Source organism: Streptomyces sp. NPDC053427, from assembly GCF_044544985.1.
GTDB lineage: Bacteria > Actinomycetota > Actinomycetes > Streptomycetales > Streptomycetaceae > Streptomyces.
Genome location: NZ_JBITYA010000007.1, coordinates 470,687 through 490,592, shown reverse-complemented (window position 1 = coordinate 490,592; position 19,906 = coordinate 470,687). Strand labels below are relative to the sequence as shown.

Here is a 19,906-nt window from a genome sequence, read left to right as displayed (position 1 = left end):
GTACTGCAGGGGGGACCCTGTGGGAGAGTAGGACGCCGCCGAACAATCTTTGTGGGAAGCCCCGCACCTTATGGTGCGGGGCTTTTCCGCGTTCAGGGGTCGGTACGCTCGGGGCGTGCGCTACGACCTGGTTATTTTCGATAACGACGGCGTCCTTGTGGACAGTGAGCCGATCTCGAATCGAGTCCTTTCCGAGTACCTCACGGAATTGGGTCACCCCACCACGTATGAAGAGTCGCTGCGCGACTACATGGGCGATGCACCGTATTCATGATGTGGTGCTGGAGCGGTCGGGTGAGCGGCTGCCGGCGGACTTTGATGCCACGTTTCACGGGCGGGTCTTTGAGGCGTTCCGGCGGGAGCTGGAGCCGGTGGTGTGGGTCGGCGAGGTGCTGGAGAAGTTGGCTGCGGAGGGGGTTCCGTACTGTGTCGCCTCCTCAGGGAGTCATGAGCGGATTCGGGTGGGGCTGAAGAAGGCCGGGTTGTTCGAGCGGTTCGGGGAGGAACGGATCTTTTCCTCGCAGGATGTGGGGCGGGGGAAGCCGGAGCCGGATCTGTTTCTGCATGCGGCGCGGGTGATGGAGGTTGTCCCGGAGCGTTGTGTGGTGGTTGAGGACAGTGTGCTGCGGGTGCGGGCGGCGGTCGCGGCGGGGATGGACGTCTACGGGTTCACGGCGATGACGCCGGCGGCGGCGCTGGCGAAGGCCGGAGCGACGGGTCTGTTCGCCGAGATGCCGGAGTTGCCGGGGCTGCTTCAGTAGGTTCACCCGGGCGGGCCATCCGCGGAATTGGGGGAGTGATCCATCTACCCATCGGTAGCGCCGAGTTCTAGGCTGTGCGGCCATGACGGCCCCACTGGTCCCAGGAGCGCAGCTGCGGCACGGACGTGCCTCGCTCGCCATCAGCTTCTTCATCCAGGGGGCGGTTTTTGCCCTTCTGGTGACGCGCATACCGGCGATCCAGGACCGGTACGGGATATCTGACGGCCTGCTGCCGGTGTTCCTGGCGGCGGTGCCGGTGCTGGCCGGGGTCGGCAGCGTCGGCACCGAGCATCTGGTGAAGCGGGTGCGGCCCAGCAGGGTGCTGCGGTGTGTGCAGCCGGTGGTGTGCCTGGCGTTGCTGGCCGTGGGGTCGGTCGGGTCGATGGGGCAGGTGGCGCTCGCGCTGGGGGCGTTCGGCCTGTCGGTGGGGGCGCTGGATGCCTCGATGAACATGCTGGGCGTCAGTTTGCAGCGGGCGTACGGGCGGAGCATCATGCTCGGCTTTCATGCCGCGTACAGCCTGGGCGGCATCGTAGGGGCGTCGCTGGCGTGGGCCGGGGCGCACTGGCATCTGTCGCTGGCGGTGCTGTACGGGCCGGTGGTGCTGGTGTTGGTGCCGGTTGCGCTGGTGGTGGGCCGGTGGTTTGTGGACGGGGAGCCGGCGGAGGCCGCTGAGGGCGGTGCGGCGAAGGCCGCGCCCGTTGCGATGCGGCTGCTGGTGCCGCTGTGTCTGGTGATGGCGTTTGCGTATATCGGGGATTCGACCGTCTCCAACTGGAGCGCCAAATATCTCCAGGACGTGCTGGGGAGCTCGGAGCAGTTGGCGACCGTTCCCTACAACGTCTACATGGTCACCACGCTGCTCGGGCGGGCCGTCGGTGACCTGGGGGTGCGGCGGTTCGGGGCGGCTGCGGTGGTGCGGGCCGGGACGGTGGTCGCGGCGGCGGGCTTCGTGGTGGTGGCGGCGGCGCAGGGGGCGTGGACCGGGATGGCGGGGTTCACCCTGCTGGGGCTCGGGCTGTGTGTGATCGTGCCGCAGACGTTCGCGGCGGCGGGAAGACTGTTTCCCGCGGCTTCGGACACGGCCATCGCGCGGCTGAATATTTTCAACTATGTGGGGTTCTTGATCGGTTCTCCGTTGGTGGGGGCGCTGGGGGACGCCTGGAGCTATCGGGGGGCGATGCTCGTACCGATGGGGCTCGTCCTGGTGACGTTGGTGTATGCCCGATCGTTCGGGTCACCGGAGGCCCGATACGGTGACGAACATGAGCGGCCGCGCACAGCTGATGTGGGATGAGGCAGTTACGGGCTACGACTTCGGGCCCGGCCATCCGATGGACCCGGTCAGGCTCGCGCTGACCATGCGACTGGTGGAGGCGTACGAGCTCGACCGTGGGCCCCTGGAGGTGGTCGCGGCCAAGCCGGCCGGGGACTCCACATTGCGGCTGGTGCATCGCGAGGACTACATCGAGGCGGTGCGCAACGCCTCCGTCGACCCGGCGTCCGCGGATGTGTCGTACGGGCTGGGGACGGAGGACGACCCGGCGTTCGTGGGGATTCATGAGGCGTCGGCGCTGATCGCGGGGCAGTCGGTGGGGGCGGCGGAGGCCGTCTGGCGCGGCGATGCGCTGCATGCGGTGAACTTCGCCGGCGGGCTGCACCATGCGATGCCGGGCGGCGCGTCCGGGTTCTGTATCTACAACGACGCGGCGCTGGCGATCGCCCGACTGCTGGAGCTGGGCGCCGAGCGGGTGGCGTACGTGGATGTGGACGTGCATCACGGGGACGGGGTACAGGCGGCGTTCTGGGAGGACCCTCGGGTGCTGACCATCTCGCTGCATGAGCATCCGCGGACGCTCTTTCCGCAGACCGGCTGGCCGGAGGAGACCGGCGGCGACGGCGCGGAGGGCGGCGCCGTCAATGTGGCGCTGCCGGCCGGGACCGGTGACGAGGGATGGCTGCGGGCCTTTCACGCGGTGGTTCCGGAGCTGCTGGGCGCCTTCCGGCCGCAGGTCATCGTGTCGCAGCACGGCGCGGACACGCACTTCGAGGACCCGCTGGCGCATCTGGCGGTGAGTGTGGACGCGCAGCGGTCGGTGGCGGAGTCCTGCCATGAGCTGGCGCACACGCATGCGGACGGCCGGTGGGTCGCGCTCGGGGGCGGCGGCTATGCGGTGGTGGACGTCGTGCCGCGCAGCTGGACGCATCTGACGGCGATCGCGGCGGGGCGGCCGATCGATCCGACCTCGATGGTGCCGGAGGCGTGGCGGCACGAAGTGTTCCGCCGGACCCGGCAGTTGGCGCCGTACCGGATGACGGACGGGCGTACGCCGCAGTGGCGGGACTTCGCCGACGGTGGATACGACCCGGCCGACCGGCTGGACCAGGCGGTGTTGGCCACCCGGCGGGCAGTGTTCCCCGCGCACGGGCTGCTGCCGTAGGCCTTAAGGGGTGGGCGAACAGATCCCTTAGGGGAGGCGAGCGCCCCCTGTGGGCCACAACGAGGCGGGGAGCAGGGGGTATTCCCGCATTCCCGCATTCCGGCATTCCGGCATTCCCGCGTCCCCGCATCCCCGCATCCCCCGCGTTCTCGTTCCGTGTTGCGATCGGCGAGGGGCCGGTCGGCCTGGAGCGGCCGCCAGGATGCCGCCATACGTGCAGTCGTTCCCCACGGATGTGTGACTACCCGTCGGTTGGGGCGTCCGACGGCAGGTCAGCGCATGACCATGGGCGCGTGTTGGGTACCGGGGCGCTGCGGGCGCACCTGATCGAGGCGCGGCTCGCGGGGACGATCGCGACCATGCGCGAGAAAAGTCTGGGACGCTATCGGCTCTTTGCGGCGCGCGATCCCCGGGTTCTCCTGGGGCTTGATCCCGAACGGGACTGGCCGGTCGGCGAAGTTCTGCGACTGATGGGGCAGAAGTGCGGGGTTCCGGCCGATCCCGCGCATACTTCCGGCCCCGATGTGATCGATCCGGATCGTACGATTGCCGCGTTGGACGGGTTTGCCGAGCGCGTCGGCGAGGCAGCCGGCCGGCGGGCGCCGGTGCTGCTCGGTACCGGGCATCCGCACCGGCTGCTGGAGTTCTACGCCACCCTCGCAGACGCTCTCTCGTCGGCGGGTTGCCACGTCCTCACCCCGGCGTATGGCCGCCGTGTCGACATAGCGACCAGGTTCGGGGTACGTACCCGCTCGCTCGATTACGTACGGGGAGTCGCGCTGATGCGCGAGGCGGGCGCGCGGGGAGCACCCGGTACGGGGGGCGTGCACACCCATTCGCCGCTGCCGGTACGGACCGCTCTGGCGGCCGCGGCGGACGCCGGCGGGCCGCTCCCGGCTCTGGTGATCGGCGACCACGGATGGGTCTGCGGGGCAGGTCAGCTGGGCATCGAGGCGATCGGGCTGGCGGATACGGACGATCCCGCGCTGTTCGTCGGGCAGGCGGAGGGCCGGGTGTCCGCGGTGGTGCCGCTCGATGACGCCGTACGGTCCGCCTCCTACCGGCCCCTGGCGCGTTATGTCCTCAATCGCTCGTGTCTGTCACGGTAGGCGGCTGTTCGCTGCTCCTCTTCCCCACTCGCATCACTGGCCCCTAATCTGGGGAGTGAGCGCATAGCGACGAAGAGTCACCGGAGGGGAAGCCGGTGACCGTCTTATGCGGAAGGTGCAGGTGTGGCATGGCTGCAGACCAGAGGCCTCTGAACGAGGTCGTGTTTCTGACCGTGGCGGAAGTCGCCACGGTGATGCGAGTGTCGAAGATGACCGTGTACCGCTTGGTGCACAGCGGTCATCTGCCCGCGATCAGGGTGGGGAGGTCCTTCCGGGTTCCGGAGCAGGCCGTTCACGACTATCTCCGTGAGTCCTATGTGGGGGTGGAATCAGCCTGACGGATCCTTCGGCGACCCTCGGATTACGCCGTACGCCCGGCGCCGGGTAGGCTGGCCCGATGTAGGTAGTGTGGGCTCGGACGCCCCGCACCGAGTAATTCGAAGTGAGCGAGGGTAGTCGTGGGCTCTGTTATCAAGAAGCGGCGTAAGCGGATGGCCAAGAAGAAGCACCGCAAGCTGCTCAAGCGCACCCGCGTTCAGCGTCGTAACAAGAAGTAAGCGACGCTGAATCGCGATTTCGCGGCCTCCTGTCACCTTGGTGTGGCAGGGGGCCGCGGTGCGTTGTGGGCCGTATGGGCGGGCCTTGGGCGCGAAATGCAGTGAAGGGCATCCTGCGGTCATCACCGTGCAACACCGACCCGATAGCGTGGCCCGTACAGCTCGACTCAGGCGGAGGCCGAGGGCGGGAAGGAAGGGCTGATCTTGGGCAAGGTCGTGCTCGTCACGGGAGCCGCACGCCAGCTGGGGGGCCGGTTCGTCCGCCGTATCCAGCGCGATCCCGACATCGACCGGGTGATCGGGGTCGATGCCGTACCACCGGAGCACCATCTGGGCGGTGCCGAATTCCTCAGAGCCGACATCCGGCAGCCCACGATCGCCAGGGTCCTGGCCGAGACGGGCGTCGACACCGTCGTCCATATGGACATCAACGGCACGCCCCTGGGCAGCCGCGGCGGCCGCACCGCCGTGAAGGAAACCAACGTCATCGGGACCATGCAGCTCCTCGGCGCCTGCCAGAAGGCCCCGAAGGTGCAGCGCCTGGTCATCAAGTCGAGCGCCAGCTTCTACGGTTCCGCGCCGAAGGACCCGGCCGTCTTCACCGAGACCACCCCGCCCAAGTCGCTGCCCAGCGGCGGCTTCGCGAAGGACGTCGTCGAGATCGAGGGGTACGTCCGCGGCTTCGCGCGGCGGCGGCCCGATGTGGCGGTGTGCGTACTGCGCTTCGCCAACGTCCTCGGGCCGTGCGCGGACTCCCCGCTCGCCGAGTACTTCTCCCTGCCCGTGTGGCCGACGGTCCTCGGCTATGACCCGCGGCTGCAGTTCGTCCACGAGGACGACGCGATCGAGGTGCTGCGGATCGCCGCCGCCGCGCCGCGCCGCGGCACGCTCAACAGCGGTACGTTCAATATCGCCGGGGACGGTGTGCTGCTGCTCTCACAGATCTCCCGGCGGCTGGGGCGGCCCACGCTGCCCCTGTTCCTGCCGACCGTGACCTGGGCCGGTACGGCGCTGCGCGCCATCGGCATCACGGACTTCTCGCCGGAACAGATCCGGATGCTGACACACGGCAGAGTCGTCGAGACGACGCAGATGCGCGAGACACTGGGGTTCCACCCGCAGTACACGACGGCGGAGACCTTCGCGGAATTCGCCCGCAGCCGCGGCCCCGGGCTGCTGCCGCCCGAGTGCCTCGCCCGCACCGTCGACAAGCTTGCCGGCGTGCTGCCCGCACGCTGCGGCCCGACCCAGTGAGGAGTTCACCCACGATGGCGGACGCCAAGGTCATTCCCTTCGGCGAGGAGCCTCGGGCGCGCAGAAAGGCCAGGCGGGCCGAGCGCGCGGGGCAGGGTGCGGCGCTGGCGCCCGTACCCGAGGCGCGCAGTGAGCCCGAGGAACCGGCGGCGCAGCGGCGGGCCGGCGCCGGGCGGCCCCTGGACGAGAAGATCGCGGGCGGGCTGGCCTTCCTGCGCCGGCGGATCACCGGCGACTACGAGGTCGATGACTTCGGCTACGACGAGGAGCTGACCGACCAGGTCCTGATGTCGCTGCTGCGGCCGTTCTACGAGAAGTACTTCCGGGTGGAGGTGAAGGGTGTCGAGAACATCCCCTCCGACGGCGGGGCGCTGATCGTCGCCAATCACTCCGGGACGCTGCCGCTGGACGGCCTGATGCTCCAGGTCGCGGTGCACGACCACCATCCGGCCGAGCGTCATCTGCGGCTGCTGGCGGCCGATTTGGTGTTCGTCCTGCCGGTGATAAACGAGCTGGCGCGCAAGGCCGGGCACACCCTGGCGTGCGCGGAGGACGCGCAGCGGCTGCTGGAGCGTGGTGAGGTCGTCGGGGTGATGCCGGAGGGCTTCAAGGGCATCGGCAAGCCCTTCGCGGACCGCTACAAGCTTCAGCGGTTCGGGCGGGGCGGGTTCGTCTCGACGGCGCTGAAGGCCGGGGTGCCGATCGTGCCGTGCTCGATCGTGGGCGCGGAGGAGATCTACCCGATGATCGGGAACGCCAAGACGCTCGCCCGCGTCCTGGGGCTGCCGTATTTCCCTCTTACGCCGACGTTCCCGTGGCTGGGGCCGCTGGGTGCGGTGCCGCTGCCGACGAAGTGGACCATCCAGTTCGGCGAGCCGATCTCCACGGACGGCTATCCGCCGGAGGCGGCGGACGACCCGATGCTGATGTTCAACCTGACCGATCAGGTACGCGAAACGATTCAGCACACGCTGTACAAGCTGCTCGTGCAGCGGCGCTCGGTGTTCTTCTGAGGGAAGGACCGGAAGAACACCGAGCGCCGCGTCCGGAGCGAGCGCTGCCTATGGCTATTTCGGCAGATCCTCACCGTCGATGCCCAGGCCGGGAAGCAGCCCGGGCAGCAGCGGCGGGAGGGTGACGTCAGGGTGGCCGGGGGCGTGACGACCGCGGCCGTTGTGCGGGCTGGGGCTGTTGTGCTTGGCGGGCGGGTCGAGCAGTCCGCCCGTATTGCCGCCGAGCAGGCCCTCGTCCTGGGACGGTGAGGCCGACGGGCGCGGTGTGTGTGAACCGGCGCGGTGCTTGCCCGTGGAGGGCTCGTGGCCGGACGGCGTGGCCCGGTCGCCGGTGCCGGAGTCGGTGTCCGGGACGGCGGGCGCGCCACCATGCCGGGGGCGCTTGCCGTCCGGGGCCTGCGGCAGCAGCGAGCGGAGCGGACCGACCTCTTCGTCTATGGCGTCGAAGACCGAGCTGACCCTGTCGCGGACGTCCATGAGCTGTACGGGGAGCTTGTCGCGCAGCTGCGACCACGTGCCGCGGTGGGACTTGGTGAAGGAGTTCAGCGCCTGGATGGGGCCGAGTGAGCCGTCGCGGGTGTATGCCTCGTGCAGCAGGCGGTGACCCTCGCCCGCGTCATGGGTGACGCCGGCCAGCGCCTTGCGGACCTCGCCGAGCGATTCATGGTCGAGATGGGCGACCCGGCCGCGCTCCATCAGACGGCGGGCCTCCATCATGCGGGTGGCGGCCTGGTCGAGGTAGAGCCGCCCGCGGGCGGAGTCGTCGTCGGCCATGCCGAGCTTGAGGTCCTCCATGCCGCGTTTGAGGCCGTAGAGGGAGTCGCCGGGGAGGGCGTCGGAGCTGGCCGCGGCGACGCCGCTGAATGCCCCGGCGGCCACGCCGACCGTCAGTCCGCCCGCGGCCAGCCCTTTGGAGAGCCGTGAGCGCGGGCGTAGCCGGCCGAGGGATTTCGCGGCGCGGTGTGCGCCCTTGGGTGTGCGCTGCTCGGGCACCCTGGCGTCGCCGGACGGGGTGCCTTCGGCGAAGGCGGCCTCCATCGCGGCAACGAGCTGGGCGCGCTGGACAGTCTTGACCTCGGCGGCCATCTCCGGCTTCGGGAGTTCCCCGAGGCCGTCGGCGACCGCCAACAGCCGTGCTTCTTCCGGCGCCTGCGCCGGAGTGTCGACCTGGTCCTCGGCCGCCGCGCCCTGGAGGACCTGCTCCTCCAGGGCCTGGGCGAAGGCGTTGGCCCGCCGGTGCGCCGAGACATTCGCGATCACCTGCGGCACCTCCTCTCGTCATCCCGCTCGACTCCCCGGACTGGCTTTGACTGTCCAGACGGACCGGACGGTGCGCGCCGTGCCTCGTGACCACTCGAAAGAGTGAGGGGCGACGGGGATGGCGCGACCGCATGGAGCCTGCATTCCGCACAACGAGCGCCGCGGCACTCGGGTTACGCACTCACGATGATCTGACCGACCGGGCATGGCCGGTCACCAAGCGTAAGTGCGGGACGGCGTGGAGGAGTTGGTGAATTCAACGGGGGCGGGGGGTGGTCGGGTCGGCGTCGGGTCAGCGGGCGTCTTCGGGGAGGAGCCGCGCCAGGGTGCGGACGGCCCGGTACTGAAGGGTCTTGATCGCGCCCTCGTTCTTGCCCATGACGCGGGCGGTCTCGGCGACCGAGAGGCCCTGCAGGAAGCGGAGTGTGACGCATTCCTGCTGCTGGGGGTTGAGCTTGCGGACCGCCTCCAGAAGGGCGGCGTTGGAGAGGGACTCGAGGACCGAGTCCTCGGGGCTGCGCTCGACCTCGTTGGCGTCGAGCATCTCTCCGGTGGTGACTTCCAGGCGGAAGCGGGAGGACTTGAAATGGTCGGCGACGAGATTGCGGGCGATGGTCACCAGCCAGGCGCCGAAATCGCGGCCCTGCCAGGTGAAGGTGCCGATACGGCGCAGCGCGCGCAGGAACGTCTCGCTGGTGAGGTCCTCGGCCGTGGCCCGGCCGCCCACGCGGTAGTAGATGTAGCGGTACACCGTGTCGGCGTACTGGTCGTAGAGGCTGCCGAAGGCGTCGGCCTCGCCGGCCTGGGCGCGTTCGACGAGGTCCATCATGCGACGGCTGTCGCTGTCGGCGGGGCGACGGGCGGTGGTCGTGCCGGCGCCGGAACGGCGGGTTCTGCCGGCGGCCTTGCCGACCGCAGCGCTCCCGTCGGCCAGGGCGTAGCAGGGTTCGGCGGCGGGGACGGCTGAGGCGAATGCGGGGACGGCGTACGCGGTGGGGACAAAACTGCGCAGGTGGTCGACGAGCGTCGTACGCAGCGTAGCCAGGCCCGAGGCGTCAACCCCGACGTGTGGGTACACGGGACTCCCAGAGGCAGAGCTTCCATCACGTGCAGTACGGGACCGTTCACTCGTCGTAGGGACGTGTGGGTTCCGGATTGCGTCTGAGGAGAATAACGCTTCGTACAGGCAGCGCTACACCCAGTTGCTCAAATCATCGATTACTTACGGTCCGTGGCCGGTTGGTGGCGGATCAAGTATCGAATACTGAGCAACTATTGATCGGAAGGCGACGTAATCTGCCTGGTTGGAGGGCGTGTTGTGGTTGACCGCCAGCAACGGGACTGACGGGGCGGCGGTGGGGGTAGGGAGTCCGGATGGTCCGCCGCGCCGTCTGGTGATCAACCCTGGTCAGCGGCGGCGGCGCTGGAGCGCGACGGCGGCCGCGGCGCCGCCCGCGAGGGCGCCCACTCCTGCGGCGGCGGGGATGCCGATCTTGACCGCCTTGCGGCCCGTCCGGTAGTCGCGCAGCCGCCAGCCCTGCTCCCGGGCGTGCTTGCGCAGCCGGCTGTCGGGATTGATCGCGTACGGGTGCCCGACGAGCGAGAGCATCGGGATGTCGTTGGCGGAGTCGCTGTAGGCGGCGCAGTGCGACAGCTCCAGGCCCTCGGCCGCGGCGAGCGCGCGGACCGCCTCGGCCTTGGCCGGGCCGTGCAGCGGTTCGCCCACCAACTTGCCCGTGTAGACGCCGCCGACGGACTCGGCGACGGTGCCCAGGGCGCCCGTGAGGCCCAGCCGGCGGGCGATGATCGTCGCGGTCTCGACCGGCGCCGCGGTCACCAGCCAGACCTTCTGGCCCGCGTCCAGGTGCGCCTGGGCGAGCGCGCGGGTGCCCGGCCAGACGCGCTCGGCCATGTACTCGTCGTAGATCTCCTCGCCGATGGACATCAACTCGGCGACGCGGTGGCCCTGGACGATCGAGAGCGCGCTGTTGCGGACGTCCGCCATGTGCTCGGGGTTCTCCGAGCCGGCCAGTCGGAAGTAGATCTGCTGCCAGGCGAAGCGGGCCAGATCGCGCTTGTGGAAGAAGTGCCGCTTGTACAGGCCGCGGCCGAAGTGGAAGAGGGCCGCGCCCTGCATGACGGTGTTGTCGAGGTCGAAGAAGGCGGCGGCCGCCTCGTCCCCGGCGACCGGGAACTCCGGTTCCTCCGGGGCTTCCTCCGCCTCGGGTGCCTCCTGGGAGGACTTACGGGCGGCCTCGGCCGCGGCCTCGCCCGCCAGCACGCTGCGGGCCGTGGCGGGTCGTCTGCGGCGGGTGAACCATTGGGGAGCGGGCGCCATGACGGTAGCGTAGCCAGTTTGTTCGGTGCGACTGGTTACGGGCGCGTGTCCGTAAGGCCTGGGGCGGCAAAAGGTTGGGCAAGGGCCCGCCGTACGGGCGTCCGGAACGGGTATGGGCGGCGCTCAGGCGCCCAGCGCCGTACGCAGCCGCTTGGGGTCGACGCGCCAGAAGTCGTGCTGTTTCCCGTCCACCAGGACGACCGGGATCTGCTCCCAGTACAGGCGGTGCAGCTCGGCGTCCTCGGTGATGTCCTTCTTCTCCCAGGACGCGCCCGTCTCGGCGCAGACCTTCTCGATCACCGCCTGGGCGTCGTCGCACAGATGGCAGCCGGGCTTGCCGATGAGGGTGACCGTCGCGTCGGCGGGGTTCTTGCGGGAGCTGCGGCTGAACAAGGGGGCCATGGAGCCATTGTGCCAATTCGGCAGGGTGCTCCGGGGCGCCGGTTCGCTTACCATCGGTGGGCGATTTGTAGGTTTCCGGGGGCATAGCGGCAAGGAGTGAGGGCTCGTGCTCCCGTCGGCGCTCCCGCGATACCAGTGGGAAGCGGGTGAACGGTGTGACGTGGGAGTTGGTTCCGCGAACACTGGTAAAAGCCGCGTGACCCCGGTCACTTTGGGCGGACAAAGCGGACACCATCTTTGTGCACGCGTTCACAAAGGCATAGCCTGCGAGGGACAGGGCGGTCGGGTTCCATGCCGGCGCCCGCAGCCCCGCTCTACCCGCAGGAGCACCGTGGCAACTGGCCGAACTCACCGACCGGCGACCCGAAGCCGAGGCATTCCCGAGGCCACCGTCGCCCGGCTTCCGCTGTATCTGCGTGCACTGACCGCGCTCTCCGAGCGCTCGGTCCCCACGGTCTCCTCCGAGGAGCTCGCGGCCGCGGCGGGGGTCAACTCCGCGAAGCTGCGCAAGGATTTTTCCTATCTCGGCTCCTACGGAACTCGCGGCGTCGGCTACGACGTGGAGTACCTCGTCTACCAGATCTCGCGTGAGCTCGGCCTGACCCAGGACTGGCCCGTGGTCATCGTCGGTATCGGTAACCTCGGCGCCGCCCTCGCCAACTACGGCGGCTTCGCCTCCCGCGGCTTCCGCGTCGCGGCCCTGATCGACGCCGACCCGGCCATGGCCGGCAAGCCCGTCGCGGGCATCGCGGTCCAGCACACCGATGAGCTGGAGCACATCATCGAGAGCAACGGCGTCTCGATCGGCGTCATCGCCACGCCGGCCGGGGCCGCCCAGCAGGTCTGTGACCGTCTGGTCGCCGCCGGTGTCACCTCGATCCTCAACTTCGCGCCGACCGTGCTGACCGTCCCGGACGGGGTGGACGTACGCAAGGTCGACCTGTCCATAGAGCTGCAGATCCTCGCCTTCCACGAGCAGCGCAAGGCGGGCGAGGAAAGCGGGCAGGACAGCGGCCAGGAATCCGGCCAGGAGAGCGGACCGCAGGGCCCGGTGGCCCGCGTCGCCGCCGCCCCGGCCGACCGTAAGGGACCTGACGGGGACGTACCCGCCGTGATGCCGGCATGAGTCTTCTCGTTGTCGGACTGAGCCATCGCAGCGCGCCGGTGAGCGTGCTGGAGCGGGCCGCGCTCGCCCCCGAGGCGCGCGGCAAGCTGCTGCAGGACGCGGTGTCGGCCGAGCCGGCCACCGAGTCCGCGGTGCTCTCCACCTGCAACCGCATCGAGCTCTACGCCGACGTGGACAAGTTCCACGCCGGTGTCGCCGAGCTGTCCACCCTCCTGGCCCGCCACGGCGGCGCGGCCCTGGAGGAGCTCACCCCTTACCTCTACGTCCACTACGAGGACCGCGCCGTCCACCACCTCTTCTCGGTGGCCTGCGGCCTGGACTCGATGGTCATCGGCGAGGGCCAGATCCTCGGCCAGATCAAGGACGCGCTGGCCGTCGCCCAGGAGCAGCACACCGCGGGCCGGCTGCTGAACGATCTCTTCCAGCAGGCGCTGCGGGTCGGCAAGCGCGCCCACAGCGAGACCGGCATCGACAAGGCCGGCCAGTCGCTGGTCACCTTCGGCCTGGAGCAGCTCGCGGGCGGCTCCGACGTCGAGAAGTGGGCCGACGGCAAGCGGGCGCTGGTGATCGGCGCGGGCTCGATGTCCTCGCTGGCCGCGACCACGCTCGTACGGGCCGGCGTGGCCGAACTGGCGGTCGCCAACCGTACGGTGGAGCGCGCCGAGCGGCTCGTGCAGATCCTCACCGAGCCCGGCGGCCCCGGCGCGGCGAGCGGGCTGACCGCCCGCGCGGTGCCGATGGACGCCGTCGGGGCGGAGCTGGCGGGCGCCGATGTGGTCGTCTCCTGTACGGGGGCGGCCGGGCTGGTGCTGGGCGCCGACGCCGTGGCCGCCGCGCTGGCGGACCGTACGGACGCCCTGGCGCTGCTCGACCTCGCCATGCCCCGCGACATAGACGCCGCGATCCACCGCATCGAGGCCGCGCATCTCGTCGACATCGAGACGCTGGCCGACGCGTCCGCGGACGCGCCGATGGCGGCCGATGTGGACAAGGTGCGGGGCATCGTCTCCGACGAAGTCGCGGCCTTCGGCGCCGCCCAGCGCGCCGCGCACATCACCCCCACCGTGGTCGCCCTGCGCACCATGGCCGCGGACGTCGTCGCCGGCGAGATCGCCCGGCTCGACGGCCGCCTCCCCGACCTGGACGACAAGCAGCGCGCCGAGATCACCCAGACCGTGCGCCGCGTCGTCGACAAACTCCTGCACGCGCCCACCGTGCGGGTCAAGCAGCTCGCCAGCGAGCCCGGCGGTGCCGGGTACGCGGACGCGCTGCGCGAACTCTTCGATCTCGACCCGCAGACGGTTGCCGCCGTCAGCCGGGCCGACACGCGCGCCGACAGGCACGATGCACGGGAGCGCACATCATGACCGACACCCCTACCAGAGCCCTGCGGCTGGGTACCCGCCGCAGCAAGCTCGCCATGGCCCAGTCCGGACAGGTCGCCGAGGCGGTGCGCGAGCTGACCGGCCGCCCCGTCGAGCTGGTGGAGATCACCACGTACGGCGACACCTCCCGCGAGCACCTCGCGCAGATCGGCGGCACCGGAGTCTTCGTCTCCGCGCTGCGCGATGCGCTGCTCGCCGGGGACATCGACTTCGCCGTCCACTCGCTGAAGGACCTGCCCACCGCGCAGCCCGAGGACCTGACCGTGGCCGCGATCCCCGTACGGGAAGATCCCCGTGACGCGCTGATCGCCCGCGACGGCCTCACCTTCGCCGAGCTTCCCGACGGCGCCCGCATCGGCACCGGCTCCCCCAGGAGGATGGCGCAGCTCAACGCCTGGGCCAGGACGCTGGGCCGGCGCGTGGAGGCCGTACCGATCCGCGGGAACATAGACACCCGCATCGGCTTCGTCGAAAAGGGCGAGCTGGATGCGGTCGTGCTGGCCGCCGCCGGGCTCACCCGGATCGGCCGGATCGACGAGGCGACGCAGCTGCTGTCGCCCGACGTGGTTTTGCCTGCCCCCGGCCAGGGGGCGCTGGCGATCGAGTGCGCCGCGGTCAACGTGGACCTCGTCGCCCAGCTCGCCGGACTCGACGACCCGTACACCCGGGCCGCCGTGACCGCCGAGCGTTCCCTGCTCGCCGCCCTGGAGGCCGGCTGCTCCGCACCCGTTGGAGCGCTGGCCGACCTTTCCCCAAGCTCTCGACTTCGCTCGAGCAGGGGAGGCCCCAAGGCTGACGAGCAGGCTGTCACCGAAATGCATCTGCGCGGCGTCGTCGGCACGACCGACGGCAGCGCGCTGGTGCAGCTGTCCACCACCGGGCACGTACCTGCCTCTCTTGACGACGACGCGACCTGGCTGAACATGGGCCGGGAGCTCGCCGCCGAGATGCTCGCAAAGGGTGCGGCCGGTCTTATGGGGGAGCGAGCACTTTGAACCCCACCGCCCCAAACCACTCCGCCTCCGGTCAGGTCACCTTCCTGGGTGCCGGGCCGGGAGACCCGGGTCTGCTGACGCTGCGGGCCGTGGAGGCGCTGGCCTCCGCGGACGTACTGATCGCCGACCCGCAGGTGCTGGACGTCGTGCGCGTGCATGCCCGCGCTCACGTGGACACACCGCTGCAGGCGTCAGCTGACGAGGCGTCAATCCCCGTCACCCCCAATGGCGTTTCGGCGCTTCGGGACACCGCCAATCTTGTCATGGGGGCCGCCCGCGCGGGCAAGCGGGTCGTCCGTGCGGTCGCCGGTGACCCCGGCCTCGACGGTTACGTCGCCGAGGAGATGCTGGCGTGCGCCGCCGAGGGCATCGTCTTCGAGGTCGTACCCGGCGTCGCCGCGGCCGTCGGCGTCCCCGCGTATGCGGGTGTCCCGCTGCGGGACGCCCAGGGCACGGACGTGCGGTTCATCGACGCCCGCAGCGCCGATGACCGCTGCTGGGCCGAGCTCGGCGCCAGCGACGCCACCGCCGTGGTCTCCACCACCCTGGACTCGGTGGCCGCGGCCGCCGGCGAGCTGGTGACCGCGGGCCGCAAGCCCGACACCCCGCTCAGCATCACGGTCGCCGGCACCACCACCCGCCAGCGCACCTGGACCGCGACCCTCGGGTCCGTCGCCCAGGTGCTCAAGGCCGCCAAGGTGCTGCCCTCGGCGGACGGCGGCCAGCCGGTCATAGCCGTGGTCGGGGAGCGGAGCGCCCCGGCGCAGCGCGACCAGCTGTCGTGGTTCGAGTCCAAGCCGCTGTTCGGCTGGCGGGTGCTCGTACCGCGCACCAAGGAGCAGGCCGCGTCGCTCTCCGACCAGCTTGTGTCGTACGGCGCGGTGCCGCACGAGGTCCCGACCATCGCCGTCGAACCGCCGCGCACCCCGCAGCAGATGGAACGCGCGGTCAAGGGCCTGGTCACCGGCCGCTACGAGTGGATCGCCTTCACCTCGGTCAACGCCGTCAAGGCCGTCCGGGAGAAGTTCGAGGAGTACGGTCTCGACGCCCGCGCCTTTGCCGGGATCAAGGTCGCCGCGGTCGGCGAGCAGACCGCCAAGGCCCTGGTCGCCTTCGGTGTGAAGCCCGACCTGGTGCCGAGCGGCGAGCAGTCGGCCGCCGGTCTGCTGGAGGACTGGCCGCCCTACGACCCGGTCTTCGACCCGATCGACCGCGTCTTCCTGCCGCGCGCCGACATCGCCACCGAGACGCTGGTGGCGGGCCTGATCGAGTTGGGCTGGGAGGTCGACGACGTCACGGCCTACCGGACCGTGCGCGCCTCGCCGCCGCCGGCCGAGACCCGCGAGGCGATCAAGGGCGGTGGCTTCGACGCGGTGCTCTTCACGTCCTCGTCGACCGTGCGCAACCTCGTCGGCATCGCCGGCAAGCCGCACAACGTCACCGTGATCGCCTGTATCGGCCCGGCCACCGCCAAGACCGCCGAGGAGCACGGGCTGCGGGTGGACGTCATGTCGCCCGAACCCTCGGTGCACAAGCTGGCCGAAGCGCTCGCGGACTTCGGCGCGGCGCGGCGCGATGCCGCGATCGACGCCGGTGACCCGGTCACCCGCCCCAGCGAGCGGCGGCCCGGATCGCGTCGGCGGGCGCGGAGCTGAGCGAGGTCCCTCGACCTCGTACGGAACGTGTGAAGGGCGCCCCTCTGCGGGGGCGCCCTTCTGCTTGTCCGAGTCGTGCCGTGCCCAACTCGCGCCGCAGCCGACCGGCGTGACCGACCGAGAAGCATCCGGCGGCGCGGCGGCGGAGCCCGCCGGCTCCGGGAGGGGCCGACGCGACGTCGGCAAAGGCGGGTGCGGGGCGGGCGTAGCGTGGGTGGTATGACGAAGTACGGAAGCTTCCCGGGGGCGCGGCCGCGGCGGCTGCGCACCACCCCCGCCATGCGGCGGATGGTCGCGGAGTACCGCCTGCATCCGGCCGACCTCATCCTTCCCGCGTTCGTCCGGGAGGGCGTCGCCGCGCCGGTGCCGATCAACGCCATGCCGGGCGTCGTCCAGCACACCCGAGACACCCTGCGCAAGGCGGCCGTCGAGGCGGTCGAGGCCGGGGTCGCCGGGATCATGCTGTTCGGCGTGCCGGAGGAGGCGAAGAAGGACGCGGCCGGGACGGCCGGTACGGATCCGGACGGCATCCTCCAGGTGGCCATCCGGGACGTACGGGCCGAGGTCGGCGACGATCTCGTGATCATGTCGGACCTGTGCCTGGACGAGTACACCGACCACGGCCACTGCGGTGTCCTGGACGCCGACGGGCGGGTCGACAACGACGCCACGCTGGAGCGCTACGCGGAGATGGCGCAGGTGCAGGCGGATGCGGGCGTCCATGTCGTCGGCCCCAGCGGCATGATGGACGGCCAGGTCGGCGTCATCCGGGACGCGCTGGACCAGACCGGTCATGAGGATGTCTCGATCCTGGCGTACACGGCGAAGTATTCGTCGGCGTTCTACGGACCGTTCCGCGAGGCCGTGGGATCGTCGCTGAAGGGCGACCGCAAGACCTATCAGCAGGACCCGGCCAACCTCCGCGAGTCGCTGCGTGAGCTGGCGCTCGACCTGGACGAGGGCGCCGACATGGTGATGGTCAAGCCGGCGCTGCCGTATCTGGACGTGTTGGCGAAGATCGCGGACGCGGTGGACGTGCCGGTGGCGGCGTATCAGATCTCGGGCGAGTACGCGATGATCGAGGCCGCCGCGGAGAAGGGCTGGATCGACCGCGACAAGGCGATCCTGGAGACGCTGACCGGCATCAAGCGGGCCGGGGCGAACATGATCCTGACCTACTGGGCGACGGAGGTCGCGCGGGGGCTGTAGGCGACGCATGCGCGGGGCCCCCGTCCGGATGCTTTCCGGGCGGGGGCCCTACGCGTGGTGCTCGGTCCGCTCGCTCGTCGTCGGCGGGGCCGGGTTCCGTCAGCGCGGGGCGCCGGGGTAGCCCGGGTGGCCCGGGTAGCCGGCGGGGCCCGTCGCGGCCGGTGCCGCCGTCGCCTCGGCCTTGGCACGCTTACGGCCCAGGACGCCGAGCAGGATCGCGGCGAGGACCATCAGGAGGCCTGCGCCGGCGGCGCTGTAGGCGACCGTCGCCTCCTGGGTGTCCAGCGCCGGGTGGTCGATCTTTGACGTGCCGTCCTGTCCGGCCGGGTACTGCTTGCCCTGGTACTTCGCCGGGGCCGCTCCGTCGGCGGGCGGGTTCGTGGCGGCCTGGACCGCGGCGGCGGCGTTGATCGTCCCGTATCCGACCAGGGCGTTGTGTCCGCCGGCCGGGTGATGGGCCGTCCTGGTCAGCACCGCGCGCACCTGTGCCGGCGTCAGCTTGTGGTTGTGGGAGAGCATGAGGGCCACGACGCCGGCGGTGAGCGCCCCCGCGGGGGAGGTCCCGCTGACCTTCCAGTAGCCGCCGGTGTTCTTCGCGCTCACGATCTCCACGCCGGGCGCGGCCACGGCGTTGTAGGTCCGGACGGTGGAGAACTCGGCGCGGTTGCCGCCCTTTTGGGTCGCGGCGACGGAGATCGATTCCGGGTAGGCGGCCGGGAAGGAGGTTTCGTTGAACATGTCCCCGTCGTTGCCCGCGGAGGCGACGACCGGGATGCCCTTCTGCGCCGCACGGGCCAGGGCGTCGATCTCCTGCTCGTTGAATTCGCGGCCGAACAGCTCGCCGCCGAGCGACATGCTGATGACGTCGGCGCCGTGGTCCACGGCGTAGTTGATGCCCTGGCCGACGGGGCTGGGCCCCTGCCGCAGCTTCTTGTTGTCCTTCTCGTCGTCGATCACGCGGACCGAAAGGATCTTGGCCTTCGGGGCGACCTTGAGGACGTCCGAGGCCATCGCGGTGCCGTGGCCGCCCCAGCGCGGGTTGCCGGGCTGGAGGCCGTCCTTCTGGAAGTCGGGCCCCGTGGTCACCTTGCCCCGGAGCGCAGGGTGGTCGGACATGACGCCGCTGTCGAGGACCGCGACCGTGACGCCGTCACCCTGAGCGGTCCGTTGCGCCGCGGCGAGGCCGAGTGCCTGGTACTCCCAGCTCCTGGGGGCGTCGGCGGCCGCGGGCGTCGCGGTCGTCACGCACAGCAGCGCGCTGATCCCGGCCGCCGACAGGGCCGTTGCGATGCGCCGGAATGTCACGGGGTCTCCTTCAGCAGCAGATCGCCGAGGTGTGCGTTCATGAGGTCGACGAGAGTCATGGCGGCGCCCTCCCAGGGAGAGCGGTCCGATTCGGCGTCGCCGGTCGCGTGCCTTCCCCACTCGCCGGGCAGCTTGCCCGCCTTGCGGCCGTCGGCCGCGCCGGTGGAGGCGGAAAGGGCGTAGGGGAGGTTCATCTCCGTCACCGTGTCGCCGTGCGAACCGTTACGGGCCGCGTCGTTCCAGCGGGCCGCGAGGGTGCGCGGGACGCCGAACGCCTTCACCTGGTCCCTGGTGGAGTGCTTGTCCTGCTCGTAGCTGAAGAAGTCGCCCATCTTGTTCTTGGCGGTGTCGCCCTTGGGCAGGACGATCACGGCGACCGTCGCCACGGTGTTGCCCGTCGGGTCGACGTAGGTGGCCCGCAGTACGGCCTTGCAGCCCAGCTTCTTCGCCTCGGCCGCGATGGCGGAGCTCAGCCCCTCGTCACACCCGGTCTTGTCCGATATGCCGATGCGGTGCCACTGGGCCCGCTTGCGGTCGGCGGTGTCGGACTGGGCGTCCTGCTTGTCCGCCAGGGCTTCCGGGAAGATCTTGTCCACCGGCTCGTTCCGCCACATCGACGGGCCGAACTCGCTGCGGTTGGGGATGGACTGGCTCGCGTTGGAGTACGCATGGGAGAGCAGCCCGCCGCCGCCCAGCAGCGCGAGGGCGCCGACGACGGCGAGGGCGGCGGTGAGGCAGGTGCGTCCCGTGTTCGACCGCGGTGCCGGCGCGGGGACCCCCGCGGGGGGCATGCCCGGCATCCCCGGGCCGCCCTGCGGGGCCCAGCCGCCTTGCTGCGGGGCCCACGGGCCTTGCGGGGCGCCGTGCGGGGGCCCTTGGGGCGGGCCTTGAGGCGGGCCTTGCAGGGGTGGTCCCTGCGGGGGGCCCTGCGGCGCGCCGAGCGGGGGTCCCTGCGGGGGGTAGCCCTGCGGGGGTCCCTGCGGTGGTGCGGGCGGCGGCTGCACGGGCGGTGGCGGGGCCATGCCTCCCTGGCCCTGTGGCCAGGCCCCTTGCTGGGGCTGCTGCCCGTACGGCCCGGCGTTGCCGGGGTTTTCGG

The 19,906-nt window shown here is 70.8% G+C and carries 18 protein-coding genes and 1 pseudogene; 13 read left to right on the top strand and 6 right to left on the bottom strand.

The window, feature by feature from the left end:
• Window positions 1–115: 115 nt before the first annotated feature.
• From ACIGWZ_RS22495 to ACIGWZ_RS22460, 8 genes and pseudogenes are all read left to right on the top strand, one after another.
• Window positions 116–761 (top strand): annotated as a pseudogene (locus ACIGWZ_RS22495) (HAD family hydrolase).
• 82 nt (window positions 762–843) lie between these two features.
• A complete protein-coding gene (locus tag ACIGWZ_RS22490) occupies window positions 844–2,058 on the top strand; it encodes an MFS transporter (RefSeq protein ID WP_400067227.1) in 1,215 nt (404 codons plus the stop codon).
• Window positions 2,027–3,202: an acetoin utilization protein AcuC gene (locus ACIGWZ_RS22485; RefSeq protein WP_400067225.1), complete on the top strand. Its 1,176-nt coding sequence runs from the start codon at window positions 2,027–2,029 to the stop codon at window positions 3,200–3,202. Before ACIGWZ_RS22490 ends, ACIGWZ_RS22485 begins: the two co-directional genes overlap by 32 nt.
• A 293-nt stretch (window positions 3,203–3,495) precedes the next feature.
• On the top strand, window positions 3,496–4,311 hold the full coding sequence (locus ACIGWZ_RS22480; protein WP_400067223.1) for a phosphatase: 816 nt from the start codon (window positions 3,496–3,498) through the stop codon (window positions 4,309–4,311).
• 128 nt (window positions 4,312–4,439) lie between these two features.
• A complete protein-coding gene (locus tag ACIGWZ_RS22475; RefSeq protein WP_014144137.1) occupies window positions 4,440–4,649 on the top strand; it encodes a helix-turn-helix domain-containing protein in 210 nt (69 codons plus the stop codon).
• Between the two features lie 120 nt (window positions 4,650–4,769).
• The gene (locus tag ACIGWZ_RS22470) at window positions 4,770–4,868 is read left to right on the top strand and encodes a 30S ribosomal protein bS22 (protein ID WP_003948845.1); all 99 of its coding nucleotides are present in this window, start codon (window positions 4,770–4,772) and stop codon (window positions 4,866–4,868) included.
• Between the two features lie 204 nt (window positions 4,869–5,072).
• Entirely contained in the window at window positions 5,073–6,122 is a 1,050-nt protein-coding gene (locus ACIGWZ_RS22465; RefSeq protein WP_400067222.1) for an NAD-dependent epimerase/dehydratase family protein, read from the top strand.
• A gap of 14 nt (window positions 6,123–6,136) precedes the next feature.
• Window positions 6,137–7,135 (top strand): lysophospholipid acyltransferase family protein, encoded by a 999-nt coding sequence (locus ACIGWZ_RS22460; protein ID WP_400067220.1) that lies wholly within the window; start codon window positions 6,137–6,139, stop codon window positions 7,133–7,135.
• Between the two features lie 54 nt (window positions 7,136–7,189).
• On the opposite strand, the gene ACIGWZ_RS22455 is transcribed toward ACIGWZ_RS22460, so the two are convergent.
• The 4 genes from ACIGWZ_RS22455 to ACIGWZ_RS22440 all read right to left on the bottom strand — a co-directional run bounded on the left by ACIGWZ_RS22455 (window position 7,190) and on the right by ACIGWZ_RS22440 (window position 11,135).
• A complete protein-coding gene (locus ACIGWZ_RS22455) occupies window positions 7,190–8,395 on the bottom strand; it encodes a DUF5667 domain-containing protein (RefSeq protein WP_400067218.1) in 1,206 nt (401 codons plus the stop codon).
• Window positions 8,396–8,687: 292 nt separating this feature from the next.
• The gene (locus tag ACIGWZ_RS22450) at window positions 8,688–9,473 is read right to left on the bottom strand and encodes an ECF subfamily RNA polymerase sigma factor, BldN family (RefSeq protein ID WP_400067216.1); all 786 of its coding nucleotides are present in this window, start codon (window positions 9,471–9,473) and stop codon (window positions 8,688–8,690) included.
• Between the two features lie 330 nt (window positions 9,474–9,803).
• Entirely contained in the window at window positions 9,804–10,733 is a 930-nt protein-coding gene (locus ACIGWZ_RS22445; protein ID WP_400067214.1) for an HAD family hydrolase, read from the bottom strand.
• 123 nt (window positions 10,734–10,856) lie between these two features.
• Complete coding sequence (locus tag ACIGWZ_RS22440) at window positions 10,857–11,135, bottom strand: glutaredoxin family protein (RefSeq protein ID WP_400067212.1); 279 nt, start codon at window positions 11,133–11,135, stop codon at window positions 10,857–10,859.
• A gap of 331 nt (window positions 11,136–11,466) precedes the next feature.
• On the opposite strand from ACIGWZ_RS22440, the gene ACIGWZ_RS22435 reads away from it, so the two are divergent.
• The 5 genes from ACIGWZ_RS22435 to hemB all read left to right on the top strand — a co-directional run bounded on the left by ACIGWZ_RS22435 (window position 11,467) and on the right by hemB (window position 17,505).
• A complete protein-coding gene (locus tag ACIGWZ_RS22435; RefSeq protein ID WP_400067210.1) occupies window positions 11,467–12,261 on the top strand; it encodes a redox-sensing transcriptional repressor Rex in 795 nt (264 codons plus the stop codon).
• Window positions 12,258–13,628: a glutamyl-tRNA reductase gene (locus tag ACIGWZ_RS22430; RefSeq protein WP_400067208.1), complete on the top strand. Its 1,371-nt coding sequence runs from the start codon at window positions 12,258–12,260 to the stop codon at window positions 13,626–13,628. The genes ACIGWZ_RS22435 and ACIGWZ_RS22430 overlap by 4 nt, the downstream gene beginning before the upstream one ends.
• The gene (hemC, locus tag ACIGWZ_RS22425; protein ID WP_400067206.1) at window positions 13,625–14,641 is read left to right on the top strand and encodes a hydroxymethylbilane synthase; all 1,017 of its coding nucleotides are present in this window, start codon (window positions 13,625–13,627) and stop codon (window positions 14,639–14,641) included. The genes ACIGWZ_RS22430 and hemC overlap by 4 nt, the downstream gene beginning before the upstream one ends.
• A complete protein-coding gene (locus tag ACIGWZ_RS22420) occupies window positions 14,638–16,296 on the top strand; it encodes a uroporphyrinogen-III synthase (RefSeq protein ID WP_400067204.1) in 1,659 nt (552 codons plus the stop codon). The genes hemC and ACIGWZ_RS22420 overlap by 4 nt, the downstream gene beginning before the upstream one ends.
• A gap of 219 nt (window positions 16,297–16,515) precedes the next feature.
• Window positions 16,516–17,505, top strand: a complete 990-nt coding sequence (gene hemB / locus ACIGWZ_RS22415; protein WP_400067202.1) for a porphobilinogen synthase — start codon at window positions 16,516–16,518, stop codon at window positions 17,503–17,505.
• 99 nt (window positions 17,506–17,604) lie between these two features.
• Here the strand turns inward: hemB and ACIGWZ_RS22410 are convergent, their stop codons facing one another.
• Both ACIGWZ_RS22410 and ACIGWZ_RS22405 read right to left on the bottom strand, forming a co-directional pair.
• Window positions 17,605–18,810 (bottom strand): S8 family peptidase, encoded by a 1,206-nt coding sequence (locus ACIGWZ_RS22410; protein ID WP_400067200.1) that lies wholly within the window; start codon window positions 18,808–18,810, stop codon window positions 17,605–17,607.
• Window positions 18,807–19,601 carry a hypothetical protein gene (locus ACIGWZ_RS22405; protein ID WP_400067198.1) on the bottom strand — a complete coding sequence of 265 codons (795 nt, stop codon included), beginning with the start codon at window positions 19,599–19,601 and terminating at the stop codon, window positions 18,807–18,809. Before ACIGWZ_RS22405 ends, ACIGWZ_RS22410 begins: the two co-directional genes overlap by 4 nt.
• Window positions 19,602–19,906: the final 305 nt, after the last annotated feature.